Genomic DNA, 17019 nt, shown 5'->3' on the forward strand with positions numbered 1-17019 from the left:
AGATAGTCGTCTGACAGGGCCTGCTTGAGATGTCAGATTCGTGTAAGTCGCGCGCACTCTGGCCAGTGTCCATTTGCCCCCCTATACTTCACTACGATGACCTCCGCGAGGAATGCCAATGCCGGTTAATGTAAGTAAGGCGCTTGATGTTTACGCACATGCCGAGTGTCTGTACGACCAGGCGGCGGTTGAGGCAGCGTTGACGCGCATGGCGGGCGAGATCGCGGATCGCCTCAAGGGCAGTAACCCCCTGCTCTTGTGCACCATGACCGGTGGTGTGGTGGTGACGGGACATTTGCTGACGCGGCTCGATTTCCCGTTGCAGATCGACTATCTGCACGCCACGCGCTATGCGAGCAGTACACAGGGCGGTGCGCTACAATGGAATGCACGGCCCGTAACCCCCTTGCGTGATCGCACGGTACTGGTGGTGGATGACATCCTGGATGAAGGCAATACGCTGGCAGAGATTTTGGAGTACTGCAAGACGGAAGGGGCGCGGGAGGTGTATAGCGCGGTGCTGGCGAACAAGCTGCATGACCGCAAATGCGATGTGCACGCCGACTTTGTCGGGTTGACAGTGCCGGACCGCTATGTGTTTGGTTACGGCATGGATTACAAGAGTTACTGGCGCAACGCACCCGGCATCTTTGCAGTACGGGAGGAAGATATTTAAATGACCCAACTGGCCATTATCGGCGGCAGCGGGCTGACCTCGCTGAAAAATCTGGAAGTCACGCGGCGCGAGGTGGTATATACCCCCTACGGTGAGCCCTCCGGCCCACTGACGCATGGCAGGCTATGCGGCAAGGAGGTGGTATTTCTTCCGCGTCACGGCTATGGCCACACCATCCCGCCTCACCTGATCAACTATCGCGCAAATCTGCAGGCACTGCAGCAGATAGGCGTGAAGCAGATCATTGCCATCGCGGCGGTGGGCAGCATCCGTGCCGACGTGTTGCCGGGCAGTATCGTTATTCCGGATCAGATCGTCGACTATACGTGGGGGCGGGCGCATACGTTTTTCGAGGGTGGCGAGGTGCCTGTTACACATATTGATTTTAGCCAGCCTTACAGTGCCGAATTGCGTGCATTGCTAATGCGCGGCTGCGCCGACGCCGGGCTGGCATGTAATGGTCAGGCGACCTACGGTGCGACACAGGGGCCACGGCTGGAGACCGCCGCCGAGATCAATCGCATGGAGCGTGATGGCTGCGACATTGTGGGCATGACAGGCATGCCGGAGGCGGGGTTGGCGGCCGAACTCGGGTTGGCCTACGCCTCCTGTGCAGTGGTGGCGAACATGGCGGCGGGGCGGGGCGCGGAGTCCATTTCCATGGCCGAGATTGAGCACACGCTCAAGCAGGCGATGGAGAACGTGCGCACACTGCTTGAGCATGTGATTCCGCTGACCTGACATGGCCGTCAGGGAGGTCCTGCGTATGGGTAACCCGCTGCTGCTGCAAGTGGCCCAGCCGGTGACCGCGTTTAATACCCCTGATCTCGATGGCCTTATTGCCGACATGTTCGACACCATGGCGGCGCGCAATGGCGCTGGACTCGCCGCCCCCCAGATAGGTGTCAGCCTGCGCGTAGTGATCTTTGGTGTGGAGCACAACCCGCGCTACCCGGACGCCGAGCCGGTGCCGACCACAGCGCTGATCAACCCGGTGATAGAGGTGACGGGTGATGAGGACGACGAATTGTGGGAGGGTTGTTTGAGTGTGCCCGGCATGCGCGGCCTGGTGCGGCGCCCAACCCAGGTGCGTTATTCGGGTTTCGACCAGCGCGGCAACCGTATCGAGCGCGAGGTGCGGGATTTCCACGCCCGCGTGGTGCAGCACGAGTGCGATCATCTCGACGGCATTTTGTATCCGCTGCGCATCGCTGATACGCGCCTGTTCGGTTTTGAGGAGGAGTTGCTGCGGGCCGCAGACCGTATCTGATGCGCATCGCGCTCGGGGTTGAGTATGACGGTACGCGCTTTTATGGCTGGCAGGTACAGCCTGGTACGCGTACGGTTCAGGGGTGTATCGAGCGGGCCTTGTCGAAGGTTGCCGATCATCCGCTGCGTGTTATTACCGCAGGCCGTACTGATACCGGTGTGCATGCCCTGGGGCAGGTAATCCACTTTGACACCGATGCCGTGCGTGAGGAGCACTCCTGGGTCTTTGGTGCCAATGCCCATCTTCCCGATGACTGTGGCGTGGTGTGGGCGCGGCGCGTGGACGACGACTTCAGCGCCCGCTTTTCCGCCACGGCGCGGCATTACCGCTATGTGATCTTCAATCGCGCTGTGCGCCCAGGTGCATTTGGCACCCAGGTGAGCTGGTGTTACCGTCCGTTGACGGTGGAGTGGATGCAGGCTGCGGCGCACCATCTCGTGGGCGAACACGATTTTTCCTCTTATCGCGCGCTGTCGTGTCAGGCGAAACATGCTGTGCGTACGGTGCAGCGGCTGGATGTTGTGCGTCAGGGGGAATTGGTGGTGATCGATATCGTTGCCAATGCCTTTTTGCAGCATATGGTGCGGAATATCGCCGGCGTGTTGATGACGATAGGTGCAGGCGAGCGCCCGCCCGAGTGGGCGCGCGAGGTGCTGGAGGCGCGTGATCGTACGTTGGGTGGGGTAACGGCCACCCCGCATGGACTGACGCTGATGGCCGTGGACTATCCGGCCCGGTTTGGCTTGCCCCGGCCCACCGCAGCCCTGTGTTTTTAGCTACAATACGGCTTTGCTCCGGAGCCGTTCCGTGCCCACGTCGGGTCTTCCCCCTTGCAACCCGGGCAATGTGACACTTTTATCGGTTTTATATGCGCACACGGGTTAAAATCTGCGGTATTACCCGCCCGGAGGATGCACGCGCAGCCGCCGGACTGGGAGTGGATGCCATCGGCCTGGTGTTTTATGCGCCCAGCCCGCGCGCGGTAACGATAGCGCAGGCGCAGGCGATCGTGGGCACACTGCCGCCGTTTGTCACGGTCGTGGGCCTGTTTGTGGATGCCGCAGCGGCTGAAATCGAGGCCGTGCTGCAGGCGGTGCGTGTAGACACGCTGCAGTTTCACGGATACGAGACGGCCGCACAGTGTGGCGGCTACGGACGGCCTTACATCAAGGCCTTGCGTATGCGCGAGGGCCTGGATGTGGCGACCAGTGTGCGTGACTTTGCCGGGGCGAGTGGCGTGCTTCTGGACACGCATCACGAGCAGCTTGCGGGCGGTACCGGTGAAGCATTTGACTGGGCGCGGATACCGACTGGCCTGGATGTGCCGGTGATACTTGCGGGTGGCCTCATGCCGCAGAACGTGGCGGCGGCGGTGCGGCAGGTGCGGCCTTACGCCGTGGATGTGAGCGGCGGTGTGGAAGCAACGAAAGGTATCAAGGATCAGCAGAAAATGGCGGCATTCATACAGGCGGTGAACAGTGTCAACGGCTAAGGCAGCGGTGCGTGAGGTATTACCCGACGCCAACGGCCATTTCGGGCCGTATGGTGGCCGCTTTGTCGCCGAGACGCTGATGCAGCCGCTCGAAGAACTGCGGCGCGCCTATGAGCGCTATAAAGACGACCCTGCCTTCATTACCGAATTCGATCACGATCTCAAGTACTATGTGGGCCGCCCCTCGCCGTTGTATCTGGCCGAGCGCTGGAGCAGGCAGCTCGGCGGGGCAAAGATCTATCTCAAGCGCGAAGACCTGAACCATACCGGCGCGCACAAGGTGAATAACACCATCGGTCAGGCGCTGCTGGCCAAACGCATGGGCAAGACCCGCATCATCGCCGAGACCGGTGCTGGCCAGCATGGCGTGGCGACCGCGACGGTGGCTGCCCGGCTGGGGCTGGAGTGTGTGGTCTACATGGGATCGGAGGACATCAAGCGCCAGGCGCTCAATGTGTACCGCATGCGGCTGCTGGGGGCGACCGTGGTGCCGGTCGAGTCCGGCTCCAAGACGCTGAAGGATGCGCTCAACGAGGCGATGCGCGACTGGGTCACGAACGTCGACAATACCTTTTATATCATCGGCACGGTGGCCGGGCCGCACCCGTACCCCATGATGGTGCGCGATTTCCAGTGTGTCATCGGGCGCGAGGCGCGGGCGCAGATACTGGAGCAGGAAGGGCGTCTGCCGCAGGCGCTCGTCGCCTGTGTCGGCGGCGGCTCCAATGCCATCGGCCTGTTTCACCCCTTTCTTGAAGACGAGGGCGTAGCGATCTACGGTGTGGAGGCGGCAGGTGAAGGACTCAACACCGCGCACCATGCCGCCACGCTGTGCAGGGGCCGGCCCGGCGTGTTGCACGGCAACCGCACCTATCTTATAGAAGACGACGACGGCCAGATCATCGAGACCCATTCGATTTCGGCCGGCCTCGACTACCCCGGCGTCGGCCCGGAGCACGCCTGGCTCAAGGACAGCGGCCGCGCCCAGTACGTGGCCATCACCGATGACGAGGCGCTGCAGGCGTTTCATGACCTCACGCGCATCGAAGGCATCATGCCGGCGCTGGAGTCGAGCCACGCACTGGCCTACGCCACCAAACTGGCGCCGACGCTGAAGCAGAGCGAGAGCATCATCGTCAACCTGTCGGGCCGTGGCGACAAGGACATCCATACCGTGGCGGCGCGCGAAGGGATCAAGGCATGAACCGCGCCCAGCCAGAGCAAAAAATACAGCTGCAGGAAACACGCGTGAGCCGTATCACGCACTGTTTCGATCGGTTGCGCGTGCAAAAACGCAAGGCGCTGATTCCTTTTATTACTGCCGGTGACCCGAGTCCGGAGCTGACTGTGCCGCTGATGCATGCCATGGTGGGTGCCGGAGCGGATATCCTCGAGCTCGGTGTACCATTTTCCGATCCGATGGCCGATGGCCCGGTGATACAGCGCGCCTCTGAGCGCGCGCTCAAGCACCATGTCAGCCTGCGTCGCGTGCTCGACATGGTGCGCACGTTCCGCGCCAGTGATACCACCACACCGGTGGTACTCATGGGCTATCTCAACCCGGTGGAGGTGATGGGCTATGAGCAGTTTGCCAGCGCCGCCGCCGCCGCAGGTGTTGATGGTGTGCTCACGGTGGACATGCCGCCCGAAGAGGCCGATGACCTGGTCACGGCATTGCACGCGCATGCGCTTGCGCCGGTCTTTCTGCTCGCCCCCACCAGCACCCGCGAGCGTATCGCCAAGGTCATCGCAGTGGCACAGGGGTATATCTACTATGTCTCGCTCAAGGGCGTAACCGGTGCCGCAACGCTGGATATTGCCGCAGTGCAAGACAAGTTGGGCGAGATTCGCGCTCTGACCGATCTGCCGCTGGGTGTTGGCTTCGGTATCAAGGATGCTGTCACGGCCGCCGCAGTGGGTCGCCTCGCCGATGCCGTGATAGTCGGCAGTGCGCTGGTGCAAAAGATCGAGCAGTTACAGCATGCACCGGAAAAGATTGCCGCTGAAGTCTGCATGCTGCTGGCCGGGATGCGCCAAGCGCTCGATGAAACTGCCGGAAAAACGCCATGAACTGGTTCGAAAAACTGCTGCCGTCCAAGATCAAGACCGAAGGCAACGGCCCGAAAAAAACGGTGCCGGAAGGGTTGTGGACCAAATGCGAGCTATGCAGCGCCGTATTGTTTCGTGCCGAACTCGAGCGTAACCTGCACGTCTGTCCGAAATGCAATCACCACATGCGTATTGGTGCGCGCAAACGGCTGGATCATTTTCTGGATGCCGAACCGCGCGAAGAACTGGCCGCGACGCTGGCGCCGGTGGACATCCTCAAGTTTCGTGACAGCAAGCGCTACAAGGATAGATTATCACAGGCGCAAAAAGACACGGGCGAGCAGGATGCCATGATAGTCGTTGCAGGCCGGCTCAAAAAGCAACCGATCGTCGCCTGTGCATTTGAGTTTCGCTTCATGGGGGGCTCGATGGGGTCGGTGGTGGGCGAGCGTTTTGTGCGCGCGGTGAATTATTGTCTGGAACAGGGCGTGCCGCTGGTCTGTTTCTCCGCCTCCGGCGGCGCGCGCATGCAGGAAGGCCTGCTCTCGCTGATGCAGATGGCCAAGACCAGTGCCGCCCTGGCCCGCCTGCGCGAGCGTGGCATTCCATTTGTCTCCGTACTTACCGATCCCACCATGGGCGGGGTATCGGCGAGCCTGGCCATGCTGGGCGATGTGAACGTGGCGGAACCCAAGGCACTGATCGGTTTCGCCGGGCCGCGTGTCATTGAGCAGACCGTGCGGGAGGTGTTGCCGGAGGGTTTCCAACGTGCCGAGTTCCTGCTTGATCACGGCGCCATCGACATGATCATCAGCCGCCACGAAATGCGCGACCGGGTGGCACGCCTGCTGGCGCTGTTGATGCATAGACCGGTGGCAAGTAATTAGGGCAGGATGTGGACCGCAACAAGGGTGTTAGCTGGCCCAATAGCGATTGCTTCATTAAATGCGTTTTAACTCACTCGCCGACTGGTTGTCCTGGCAGGAAACCCAGCATCCTGTACTGATCGACCTTGGCCTGGAGCGGGTCAGCGCCGTACTCCGGCGCATGGGTCTCGCGCAGCCGCCGCACGCCGTCGTCACGGTGGCGGGCACCAACGGTAAAGGGTCGTGCGTCGCCTTGCTGGAATCGATATACCGGGCCGCCGGTTACCGTACCGGCAGTTACAGTTCCCCTCATCTGCTGCGCTACAACGAGCGTATCCGCATGCTGGGCGCGGAGGTGGATGATGCGCGTTTGTGCGCGGCCTTTGAGCGCGTCGATGCGGCACGCGCCGGGATCTCCCTCAGTTATTTTGAGTTTGGTACACTGGCGGCGCTGCGCATCCTGCAGGATGCGCAGCTGGATGTGGCCATACTGGAGGTCGGTCTGGGTGGTCGGCTCGATGCAGTGAATATAGTGGACCCTGACGTCGCCGTAGTGACCAGCATCGGCATCGATCATGTGGAATGGCTGGGTCCGGACCGGGAAAGCATCGGCCGCGAAAAGGCCGGCATCTTCCGCGCCGGGCGGCCCGCGATCTGTGGCGATCCAGCCCCGCCTCACAGCCTGCAAGTCCGGGCCGACGAACTGGCGACGCCTTTGTACCGTATCCAGCATGATTTCGGCTATGAAGTCAGCGGTGACGACTGGACCTGGTGGGGCAGGTTCGCGGGTGCCAATACACGTTACGAGCAGCTGCCGTTTCCCGCCCTGCGCGGTGCGTTTCAGCTGCAAAATGCGGCCACCGCCGTGATGGCCATGCAGGTGCTCATGGCGCGCTTGCCGGTGAGTGTGGAGGCCCTGCAGCGGGGGTTGACTACGGTCAGTCTGCCGGGCCGGTTTCAGGTGCAGGCGGGGCCGGTGACACGCATCTTTGATGTCGCCCATAATCCACACGGTGCAGCGGTGCTGGCGCGCACGCTGCAGGAGTACCCCTGTGCGGGGCGTACGCTGGCGGTGTTTTCCATGTTGGCTGACAAGGATATCGCCGGCGTGGTGGGCGCCCTGCGTGGGAGCGTGCACCACTGGCAGGTGGCGGCACTCCCGACGCCACGTGCGGCCACTGCGGCGCAAATCATGCAGGCCGTGCGCGAAAACGCACCTGCGGCCAGCGTTGCAGGCAGCGCCAGCGTCGGCGAGGCCTGGCGTGCCACTTGGAGTCAGGCCCGGCCGGGTGACCGTGTGCTGGTGTTTGGTTCGTTTTATACCGTGGCTGAGGCCATGCAGGCGGCGTTATAATAGGCGCATGTCACAACAAGGCCGATACATGGAAGATGGTGGATTGAAGCAGCGTCTGGTGGGCGCCGTCGTATTGGTCATACTGGCGGTGATTGTCATTCCCATGCTGCTGAGCGGGGAAGGTCACAGCCCGCTGACCAAGAGCAATATTCCGCCGCCGCCTGCGTCCGAATTCAGTTCCAAGATCATCCCGCTGGAGGATATCCCCCCTACCGGCAGTCTTAACCCGGTGCCGGCCGAGCTGGCGCCCGTCGTTAAACCCGTACCTCTTGCGCCTGCGCCGCCAGCGGCCCAGAAGGCACCGGCGCAAGTGCTGTCGATGCCGGGGAGTCGTGTCGACAAGGCACCCTCCGCCACTGCAACCGGCTGGGTGGTGCGGCTGGGCAGCTTTGCCAATGAGCAGAATGCACATGCCCTGCGTGACCAGTTGCGCAGCAAAGGCTACCAGCCGCTGGTGGAGAAGATCACGGCCAACGGCGCCACACTGTTGCGCGTGAGTGTGGGGCCGGAGCCCGATCGCAAGCGGGCCGAGGCGGTGCGCGACAAGCTGTTGCAGGAGATCAATCTCAAGGGTGGCGTGGTGCAGTATCCCTGACCGCAGATGCTTAGGCGGCCAAACGGGTCTGTGTTAAAATGCCGTCTGTATAGTACGCAGGCATAGGTCAGTGACGGCATGATCTGGGTTGACTATACCATCATCGGGATTATTGCCCTTTCCACGCTGATCGGTCTGATTCGCGGCCTGATACGTGAGGCCTTGTCGCTGGTCGCCTGGGTTGTGGCTTTCTGGGTTGCAATAACTTTTTCGTCGTATGGCGCTGAATTGTTTGCCGCCTATATTCCGGCGCCGTCCATGCAACTGGCGGCGGCGTTTGTCAGCCTGTTTGTGGTCACGCTGATCTGTGCGGCCATTGTGAATTATCTGATTACGCGGCTGGTGGACAAGACCGGCCTCAAGGGTACCGATCACATGCTGGGTGTGATATTCGGTGTGGCGCGTGGTGTGGCCGTGGTGGCAATACTGGTGTTGCTGGCCGGAGCCACACCACTGCCCCAGGATCAGTGGTGGCAGGACTCGTTGCTCATCGATCAGTTCCAGACCCTGTCTTTATGGCTGCGCGGCATGTTGCCACCGGAGTTTGCGCAGAAATTCGAGTACGTCGACAGCCCTTTGTGAGGTAGCGTGCATGTGCGGGATTATTGGCATTGTCGGCAAGTCTGCCGTGAATCAGGCATTATACGACGGCCTCACGGTGTTGCAACATCGCGGACAGGATGCCGCAGGCATTGTCACCAGCGATAACGGGCGGCTCTATATGCGCAAGGATAATGGTCTGGTGCGTGACGTTTTCCATACCCGGCACATGCGCAGTTTGCGCGGCAATATCGGTATCGGCCATGTGCGTTACCCGACTGCCGGTTGTTCGAGCTCGGCGGAGGCGCAGCCGTTTTATGTCAACTCACCCTACGGCATATGCCTCGCGCACAACGGCAATCTCACCAACGCTGAGCAGCTCAAACAGGAAATGTTTCGCGAGGGTCTGCGTCACGTCAACACGGATTCCGATTCCGAGGTGCTGCTGAACGTATTCGCTCAGGAATTGCAGCGTTGCGGCAAACTGCGCATCGACCAGGACGACATCTTTGCCGCCATCGCCCGCGTACACCAGCGCTGTCATGGGGGTTATGCCGCCATTGCCATGATCACCGGCTACGGTGTAGTGGGGTTCCGTGACCCCTACGGCATACGCCCGGTGGTATTCGGCAAGCGCGACACCGAGCAGGGGCCGGAATACATGATTGCCTCGGAGAGCGTGGCGCTCAACGCGCTGGAGTTTGAGCTGGTGCGGGATGTGGCGCCGGGTGAGGCCGTGTTGATCGACGTCCAGGGCAAGCTGCATACGCGCCAGTGTGCCGAGCATCCGGTGTATGCACCTTGTATTTTCGAGTATGTCTATCTGGCGCGGCCCGACTCCATCATCGACGGTATTTCCGTGTATCAGGCGCGCATTCGCATGGGCGAAATGCTGGCGCAGAAAGTACGGCGGGTATGGCCCGACAACGACATCGACGTGGTGATTCCCATCCCCGACACCAGTCGCACCGCCGCGCTACAGCTCTCGCAGGAGCTGGGCCTGCCCTACCGCGAGGGCTTTGTTAAAAACCGCTACATCGCGCGTACCTTCATCATGCCGGGCCAGGGCCAGCGCCGGAAGTCGGTGCGCCAGAAGCTCAACGCCATCGGCATGGAGTTCGAAGGCAAGAACGTCATGCTGGTGGATGATTCCATTGTGCGTGGTACCACGTCGCAACAAATTATCCAGATGGCGCGTGACGCGGGCGCACGCAAGGTGTATTTTGCCTCTGCGGCTCCGCCGGTACGCTACCCCAACGTATATGGCATCGACATGCCTTCGGTGCATGAGTTGATTGCGCATGGTCGCAATGAGGACGAAATAGCAGAGGCCATTGGCGCCGACGGTCTGGTCTACCAGGACCTCGACGATCTGATCGAGGCGACCAGTGGTGACCATGACAGGGTAAAGCGGTTTGATGCCTCCTGTTTTAGCGGCGAGTATGTCACGGGTAGTGTAGACCGTGGCTACCTTGACGCGCTGGAGCAATCGCGCAACGACCAGGCCAAGAATGGCCGCGAGTCTGTAGGGCAGACCGAGATTATGGATTTACATAACGACGCCTGAGCACATGACCAAAGACAGAAAAAAAAGCGACCCTGAAGGCCTGCGCTTCGACACGCGCGCCGTGCGTGCAGGTCAGAGACGTACGGCGGAAGACGAACAGTCCGAGCCGATCTTTCCTACCGTGAGCTTTGTGGCCAACAGCGCTGCACAGGCCGCCGCGCGCTTTTCCGGCGCGGAGCAGGGTAATATTTATTCACGCTTCACCAATCCTACGGTGCGCACCTTTGAGCAGCGTCTGGCGAGCCTGGAAGGCGGTGAGCGTTGCGTGGCCACCGGCTCCGGCATGTCCGCCATCCTCACCACCTGTCTGGGTCTGCTGAAGAGTGGTGATCACATCGTGGCCTCGCGCAGCATCTTCGGCCCCACGGTCATTCTGTTCAATACCCTGCTTGCGCGCCTGGGCATTGAGACCAGCTTTGTGCCGCTGACCGACCTCGCCGCGTGGCAGGCGTCGTTGCGGCCCAACACGCGGCTGCTGTTTGTGGAAACGCCGTCCAATCCGCTCACCGAGATCGCCGACATCGCGGCGCTGGCGAAGATCGCACACAAAAACGACAGCCTGCTGGTGGTGGACAACTGCTTTTGCACACCCGCGTTGCAACTTCCGCTGGCGCTGGGGGCGGACATCGTCGTGCATTCGGCGAGCAAATACATCGACGGCCAGGGTCGTGCAGTGGGTGGCGCGATCGTCGGCAGTGACAAACTGGTGGGTGGCGACATCTATGCCTTTCTGCGTACCGCCGGGCCAAGCATGAGTCCGTTCAATGCATGGATTTATCTCAAGGGACTGGAAACCCTGCGCCTGCGCATGGACGCACACAGTCGCAGCGCGTTGCAGCTTGCCGAGTGGCTGGAGCAGCAACCCGCCGTCAAGCGCGTGCATTACCCGGCCCTGCCGTCACACCCGCAACATGCGCTGGCCATGCAGCAGCAGACCGCAGGCGGCGGCGTGCTGTCGTTTGAACTAGCAGGCGGTAAAGACGCGGCGTGGAAACTGATCGACGCTACCCAGATCATTTCCATTACCGCCACCTTCGGCGATACCAAGAGTACCATTACGCATCCCGCCACCACCACCCACTGGCGCCTGACGCCGGAAGCGCGTGCCGCCGCCGGCATCAGCGACGGGCTGGTGCGAATTGGCGTGGGTTTGGAAGATGTGGAGGACTTGAAGGCTGATCTGCAGGCCGGACTTTCCGCCTGACGCTGTGCGCGTTTAGTATTAAGGGAGGATGATTGGATTGTTGGAGCTGGCGAGAGGAGTCGAACCCCCGACCGGCTGATTACAAATCAGCTGCTCTACCAACTGAGCTACGCCAGCATTACAAAAACTTCAGTGGTGCCATCCCTGGCTGGGCATCACCTTTAATTGGATCACCTGCTCAGCCATCCGTGGCTGAGCGTTCGCTTGCTTCGCAATCTCACCCAACTGAGCTACGCCAGCATTACAAGAACTTCAGTGGTGCCATCCTTAGCTAGGCATCACCTTTTATTGGGCCACCTGCTCAGCCATCCGTGTCTGAGTGTTCGCTTGTTTCACAAGCTCACCCAGCTGAGCCTACGCCAGCATAGGAGGTACGATCTGTGCGGAAACGGCAGGCTCATTGTAGGTAATTCGGGTAACGAAGGCAATTCAAGGCAGTTCTTCCGGGAGTAGGGGCGGCTCGGTGACAGGGGCCAGTTGTTTGAGCTGCTCAGGGCTGAGTTCGCGTAACAACACGAGGGTTTTCGGCTCGTCCCCCTCAACGGCTGCTGGGGTTTCGGTGGGCGCATCCATGAATTGCCAAGCCAGTGCGCCCAGATTCAAAAGCACCAGTAACAGAAAGAGCGCTTTCATGATCGTTCTCCTGCGACGATTGCCAGCCCTTGCAGCACCAGATCAGGCTGGTGCTGATAGTGACCGTTGAGGTGGGCCAGCACTGCTTGCGCATCGCCGCCGGTGATGATGCGGCTGACCTCGGTGCCGAGGGCGGCCTCCGTATCGGCAACCGCGCGTTCGATGGCCCCGACAACAGCATACAGTGCGCCACATTGTACCGCAGCATGGGTTGAGCGCGCATGCGGCGTGAGCGGGTAGGGGGCCTGAGCCACGTCAGTCGCGATGAGCTGCGTGTGATCGCACACGGCGCGCTGCATCAGAGCCAGCCCTGGCAGTATGATGCCGCCCACGTGATCACCATCGTCCATCAGGGTATCCAGGGTGATGGCGGTGCCGCAATCAATCACGCACACCGCATTGGAGGTATGGCTGCGTGCCGCGATCAGCGCCAGCCAGCGGTCCGCCCCCAGCGTGCCGGGCTCGGCATAGCCATTGCTGACGCCACAGGCGCTGGCCTGTGCACAGACGAGCTCCGGCTCCCGTTGCCACAGGGCCTGAGTGACTTCCGACAGGCGTGCCCGCACCTCGGCGCCAGCCACATTCGATGCCACAATGCGTGCGGGTGTGGCGACCTTGCCCCAGACCGCGTCTGCGTGTGCACGCAGATCCAGCCCGGCATGTACTACGCTGCCGGTGTGCTCCAGCCCGGCGGTGGATAGCCACGCCCACTTGATGCGCGTGTTGCCGATGTCGAGCAGCAGGATGTTGTCACGATTCATGTTGATTTCTGTAGGCTCACTTCACCGGAATAATAACGCCGGGTCACGCCATTCACCAACAGATTCAGCGCACCGTCGGCCGCGACGCCCTGGGCCACGCCATGCACAGGCTGTCCGCCGTGGTTCAGTGTGACGCGGGTGCCCTTGATGAGATCAAGCTGTTCCCACTCCTGCATAAAAGGTGCGAGACCGCGCTGCTGGAATTCGTGCAAGGCCAGCAGCAGATGTTGCAGTAACAGGCCAGCGAGCAGATTGCGTGACGGCACAGTATCAAGCGCTGTGCGCAAATCTACCCAGGGTTGCTCAATGGCAGTGGCTGCCTGTGCAGGCATGGCGACATTGAGGCCAACGCCTGCGACCAGATGGCAGGGGCCGGTGACTTCACCCGCCATGTCGAGCAGGATGCCCGCCAGTTTGCGGCCCTGCCACAGCACATCATTGGGCCACTTCAGCCCGGCATCTTTGAGCCCGGCGGCACGCAATGCCCGCATCACGCCTATGGCCACGGCGAGGCTGACGCCGCCCACGGCCGTCGGCGCCATACTGAAGCGCCACAGCAGTGAGAGGTAGATGTTCCCACCCGGTGGGGATATCCAGTTGCGCCCATGCCGGCCACGCCCGGCGTGTTGCTGCTCGGCAAAGCAGGCCGTGCCACTCGCCACACCGTTGTTGGCCTGATGCAGTAAGTAGGAATTGGTGGAATCGGTCGCGTCCAGAATATCGATGTTGCCCAGTAGTTTCAGTGTCGCCGGGCTGAGCGCCGCACGGATCGCCGCCTCGTCCAGTGCCTCGATGGGGTGGGCAAGCCGATAGCCGCGACCGGGCACGGCATGTATCTCGTGGCCGAGACGGACAAGCTGGCGGATTTCCTTCCAGACTGCGCTGCGGCTTATGCCCAGTTGTAGCCCCAGCGCAGTGCCGGAATGAAAATGACCGTCACGCAGCAAATCCAGCAGTTGGCGTTTCTGGCGCATCATGCCCAGTGTAGCAAACTAGGAATCAACTGCGCCCACAGGTTATATTAGGCCCTTGGTTGGGCGCAGCCTGGGCAGAATATTTTGGAGCGACATGTGCGTCAGGTCTGGATAAGCGAATTATGGCGTTTTGCCGGAATTGCGTTCGTCGCGTTCGTGATCGGGCTGATTGCGGACAGCGTCCTGCTGCTGCTGTTGCTCGCGACGCTGGGCTATCTCGGCTGGCATTTCATTAATTTACGGCGCCTGCAGCGCTGGCTGACAGAGGGTGAGGATGCTTACCCTCCGCTGGCCAGCGGAATATGGGATGCGACCTTTAACGATCTGGGGCGGTTGCAGGCACGTAATCGCAAGCGCAAACGCAAACTGACGCGCATCCTCACCCGCTTTGAAGATGCCGCTGCCGCGCTGCCCGATGCGGTGGTGATATTGGGGCTGCATGACGAAATCGAATGGTTTAATGATGCCACGCAAAATCTGCTGGGCCTGCATTGGCCACAAGACGTTGGGCAGCGCATTACCAATTTGGTGCGGCACCCGGAGTTTATCGAGTTTCTGGCCGCCAACGACTACTCTGGCGGGGTTGAGCTGGCGGCGCCCGCGAACGCCGAGGTGATGCTGGCGGCGCTGATCGTCCCCTATGGCAATGAGCGGCGCCTGCTGGTGGCGCGTGATATCACGCATATTCGCCGCCTTGAGCAGGTGCGCAGCGATTTCATTGCCAATGTGTCGCATGAGCTGCGTACGCCGCTCACCGTAATCAATGGTTTTCTCGAAACGGCGAACGAAACAGCGCCGGAGTGCCCGCCCGACTGGCAGCGTCCGCTGCAGCTGATGCGGCAGCAGGCGCAGCGCATGCAGAACATCGTGCAGGATCTGCTGTTGTTGTCACGGTTGGAGATGGAGCAGCCGTCGCTGATGGGCGATGTGGAGGTGCCGGGGTTGCTGGAGGATGTGGTGCAGGAGGCGCGTGGGTTGAGTGGTGCACGTAGCCACAATATCCAGCTTGATGCCGACCCGGATCTTGGCCTGAGTGGCAATGCAGATGAGTTGCGCAGCGCATTTTCCAATCTGGTGTTCAACGCCGTGCAATACACGCCGGAGTATGGCGTTATCCGGGTGCGCTGGTTTCGCGATGCGGCGGGCGCCCATCTGGTGGTGAGTGATACCGGCATGGGCATCGCCGAGCATCATATCCCGCGCCTGACGGAGCGCTTTTACCGTGTGGACACGGGCCGCTCCCGCCAGAGTGGTGGTACCGGCCTCGGCCTGGCCATTGTCAAGCACGTGCTCAACCGGCATGCTGCACAGTTACAGATTGAGAGCGAGCAGGGCAATGGCAGCACCTTCCACTGTGATTTTCCGCTCACCAGGCTGGTGCACCTGGCAGGCAAGCCGCAGCCCGTGCGCGACACGCACAACGCCTGAGCGCAGAGAGTAGACAGAGGAGTTGCCCACGCCGCGTGACCGGCGTGGTGGAGGGAAGTGGTGGGCCGTGTAGGGGTCGAACCTACGACCTACTGATTAAGAGTCAGCTGCTCTACCAACTGAGCTAACGGCCCGGTACTAAACTGGTTTGCTGTAATGCCTGGTCTGGTAGTCACGTTGTCGATTTGGCTGTATGTGCCTGTTTCACCGGCCAGCGCTGGTTATATTATGGGGTGAGCGATGGGGCTCGAACCCACGACCACCGGAATCACAATCCGGGGCTCTACCAACTGAGCTACGCCCACCATAACTGGTCGCTATTGTACTACATTCCTGCATAGTCTGGTGCGCCCGGCAGGACTCGAACCTGCTACCCCCGGCTTAGAAGGCCGGTGCTCTATCCGGATGAGCTACGGGCGCGGGCAGTGGGTTGCGCGGGTGCCCTTGGGGTGTCCCGCAGGCCTGTTCCGTTCCCGGCGAAATGGTCGGGGTAGAGGGATTCGAACCCCCGACACCCTGCTCCCAAAGCAGGTGCGCTACCAGGCTGCGCTATACCCCGAAAGTCCCTCGCACTCGCCAGACGCTACACCTGGACCGGACTCCAGCACAAGGTTGGCGATGATACGCGCCACACCGGCGAGGGTCAATTATAATCCCCCCGCCCCCTGCTTGGTGAAATGCGTTGGGCATGCGATCATTGAACCCTTATTGGGATCACTCGCTTCCCCACCATGAGCGCACACATCATCAACGGCAAGACCCTTGCTGCGGGCCTGCAGCAGGTCGTGAAGCAGCGCGTACAGGCACGGCTGGCGGCAGGACGGCGTGCGCCGGCGCTGGCAGTCATCCTGCTGGGTGAGGGGGCTGCGTCCCAGGTCTATGTACGCAGCAAGCGCAGGGCCTGCGAGGAGGCCGGGATACGCTCGCTGGCGTACGATCTTCCCGCTGCCACGTCCCAGCAGGCACTGCTCGCCCTCATCGATGAACTGAACGCACGCACCGACGTGGACGGCATCCTGGTGCAATTGCCGCTACCGGAGCACATCCTGGCCGATGCCGTGATTGAGCGCATCAACCCGGCCAAGGACGTGGATGGCTTTCACCCCTGCAATGTCGGTCTGCTTGCCCTGCGCATGCCGCGTTTGCGGCCCTGTACACCGCGCGGGGTGATGACGCTGCTGGAGCACACCGGGGTGGCGCTGCGGGGCAAGCATGCGGTGGTGGTGGGCACCTCCAACATCGTCGGTCGGCCAATGGGGCTGGAGCTGCTGCTGGCGGGCTGTACGGTCACCCTCTGTCACCGCTTTACCGAAGACCTTGATGCGCACGTCGCGCGCGCCGACATCGTGGTGGCCGCCGTCGGCAAGCCCGGCCTGATACAGGGTGCATGGATCAAACCCGGTGCCATTGTCATTGACGTCGGCATCAACCGTCTGCCCGACGGTACACTCTGCGGCGATGTGGAGTTTGAGACGGCGAAAGCGCGTGCGGGCTGGATTACCCCGGTGCCCGGCGGCGTCGGCCCGATGACAGTCGCGACACTGCTGCAAAATACTGTCGACGCGGCGGATCATCTGTCAGTGGAGTAGGTTGGATCAAGGAGCGAAGCG

General features: G+C 61.4%; 18 protein-coding genes and 5 tRNA genes. 15 read left to right on the plus strand and 8 right to left on the minus strand.

The features are described 5' to 3' along the window. Positions 1-118 precede the first annotated feature (118 nt). The 13 genes from Q8L89_02035 (at position 119) to Q8L89_02095 (ending at position 11613) form a co-directional block, all read left to right on the plus strand. A complete protein-coding gene (locus tag Q8L89_02035; protein MDP1707843.1) occupies positions 119-676 on the plus strand; it encodes a hypoxanthine-guanine phosphoribosyltransferase in 558 nt (185 codons plus the stop codon). Further along, the gene (locus tag Q8L89_02040; protein ID MDP1707844.1) at positions 677-1417 is read left to right on the plus strand and encodes an S-methyl-5'-thioinosine phosphorylase; all 741 of its coding nucleotides are present in this window, start codon (positions 677-679) and stop codon (positions 1415-1417) included. Between the two features lies 1 nt (position 1418). Continuing rightward, the gene (def, locus tag Q8L89_02045) at positions 1419-1946 is read left to right on the plus strand and encodes a peptide deformylase (protein ID MDP1707845.1); all 528 of its coding nucleotides are present in this window, start codon (positions 1419-1421) and stop codon (positions 1944-1946) included. Then, a complete protein-coding gene (gene truA, locus Q8L89_02050; protein MDP1707846.1) occupies positions 1946-2722 on the plus strand; it encodes a tRNA pseudouridine(38-40) synthase TruA in 777 nt (258 codons plus the stop codon). Before def ends, truA begins: the two co-directional genes overlap by 1 nt. Before the next feature lie 92 nt (positions 2723-2814). Continuing rightward, positions 2815-3438 (plus strand): phosphoribosylanthranilate isomerase, encoded by a 624-nt coding sequence (locus Q8L89_02055; GenBank protein ID MDP1707847.1) that lies wholly within the window; start codon positions 2815-2817, stop codon positions 3436-3438. Continuing rightward, entirely contained in the window at positions 3425-4642 is a 1218-nt protein-coding gene (gene trpB, locus Q8L89_02060; protein ID MDP1707848.1) for a tryptophan synthase subunit beta, read from the plus strand. The genes Q8L89_02055 and trpB overlap by 14 nt, the downstream gene beginning before the upstream one ends. A gap of 44 nt (positions 4643-4686) precedes the next feature. Then, entirely contained in the window at positions 4687-5508 is an 822-nt protein-coding gene (gene trpA, locus Q8L89_02065; GenBank protein MDP1707849.1) for a tryptophan synthase subunit alpha, read from the plus strand. Next, on the plus strand, positions 5505-6374 hold the full coding sequence (gene accD / locus Q8L89_02070; protein MDP1707850.1) for an acetyl-CoA carboxylase, carboxyltransferase subunit beta: 870 nt from the start codon (positions 5505-5507) through the stop codon (positions 6372-6374). The genes trpA and accD overlap by 4 nt, the downstream gene beginning before the upstream one ends. Before the next feature lie 58 nt (positions 6375-6432). Further along, positions 6433-7707 (plus strand): bifunctional tetrahydrofolate synthase/dihydrofolate synthase, encoded by a 1275-nt coding sequence (gene folC / locus Q8L89_02075; GenBank protein MDP1707851.1) that lies wholly within the window; start codon positions 6433-6435, stop codon positions 7705-7707. 7 nt (positions 7708-7714) lie between these two features. Further along, positions 7715-8302: an SPOR domain-containing protein gene (locus tag Q8L89_02080; protein MDP1707852.1), complete on the plus strand. Its 588-nt coding sequence runs from the start codon at positions 7715-7717 to the stop codon at positions 8300-8302. Positions 8303-8380: 78 nt separating this feature from the next. Continuing rightward, positions 8381-8884 carry a CvpA family protein gene (locus tag Q8L89_02085; GenBank protein MDP1707853.1) on the plus strand — a complete coding sequence of 168 codons (504 nt, stop codon included), beginning with the start codon at positions 8381-8383 and terminating at the stop codon, positions 8882-8884. 10 nt (positions 8885-8894) lie between these two features. Next, positions 8895-10409, plus strand: a complete 1515-nt coding sequence (gene purF, locus Q8L89_02090; protein MDP1707854.1) for an amidophosphoribosyltransferase — start codon at positions 8895-8897, stop codon at positions 10407-10409. A gap of 4 nt (positions 10410-10413) precedes the next feature. Continuing rightward, on the plus strand, positions 10414-11613 hold the full coding sequence (locus Q8L89_02095; GenBank protein MDP1707855.1) for an O-succinylhomoserine sulfhydrylase: 1200 nt from the start codon (positions 10414-10416) through the stop codon (positions 11611-11613). A 41-nt stretch (positions 11614-11654) separates the two neighbouring features. Here Q8L89_02095 and Q8L89_02100 read toward each other — a convergent pair. The 4 genes from Q8L89_02100 to birA form a co-directional block, all read right to left on the minus strand. Next, a tRNA-Thr gene (locus tag Q8L89_02100) sits at positions 11655-11730 on the minus strand. Positions 11731-12042: 312 nt separating this feature from the next. Continuing rightward, positions 12043-12246, minus strand: coding sequence for a hypothetical protein (locus tag Q8L89_02105; protein ID MDP1707856.1), 204 nt, complete (start codon positions 12244-12246; stop codon positions 12043-12045). Then, positions 12243-13007, minus strand: coding sequence for a type III pantothenate kinase (locus Q8L89_02110; GenBank protein ID MDP1707857.1), 765 nt, complete (start codon positions 13005-13007; stop codon positions 12243-12245). Before Q8L89_02110 ends, Q8L89_02105 begins: the two co-directional genes overlap by 4 nt. After that, entirely contained in the window at positions 13004-13984 is a 981-nt protein-coding gene (gene birA, locus Q8L89_02115) for a bifunctional biotin--[acetyl-CoA-carboxylase] ligase/biotin operon repressor BirA (GenBank protein MDP1707858.1), read from the minus strand. The genes Q8L89_02110 and birA overlap by 4 nt, the downstream gene beginning before the upstream one ends. Positions 13985-14077: 93 nt before the next feature. Between birA and phoR the strand changes: the two genes are divergently transcribed. After that, positions 14078-15409, plus strand: a complete 1332-nt coding sequence (gene phoR / locus Q8L89_02120) for a phosphate regulon sensor histidine kinase PhoR (GenBank protein ID MDP1707859.1) — start codon at positions 14078-14080, stop codon at positions 15407-15409. 58 nt (positions 15410-15467) lie between these two features. Here the strand turns inward: phoR and Q8L89_02125 are convergent. From Q8L89_02125 to Q8L89_02140, 4 genes are all read right to left on the minus strand, one after another. Further along, positions 15468-15543 (minus strand) — tRNA-Lys (locus Q8L89_02125). Between the two features lie 95 nt (positions 15544-15638). Continuing rightward, positions 15639-15714 (minus strand) — tRNA-His (locus Q8L89_02130). 38 nt (positions 15715-15752) lie between these two features. After that, positions 15753-15829: transfer RNA gene (locus Q8L89_02135), tRNA-Arg, on the minus strand. Between the two features lie 62 nt (positions 15830-15891). Continuing rightward, a tRNA-Pro gene (locus tag Q8L89_02140) sits at positions 15892-15968 on the minus strand. 172 nt (positions 15969-16140) lie between these two features. Between Q8L89_02140 and folD the strand changes: the two genes are divergently transcribed. Next, complete coding sequence (gene folD, locus Q8L89_02145; GenBank protein MDP1707860.1) at positions 16141-16998, plus strand: bifunctional methylenetetrahydrofolate dehydrogenase/methenyltetrahydrofolate cyclohydrolase FolD; 858 nt, start codon at positions 16141-16143, stop codon at positions 16996-16998. The last annotated feature ends 21 nt before the right edge of the window (positions 16999-17019 follow it).

The sequence above is a fragment of the Gammaproteobacteria bacterium genome, assembly GCA_030680605.1.
Taxonomy (GTDB): Bacteria; Pseudomonadota; Gammaproteobacteria; order SURF-13; family SURF-13; genus JAQBXX01.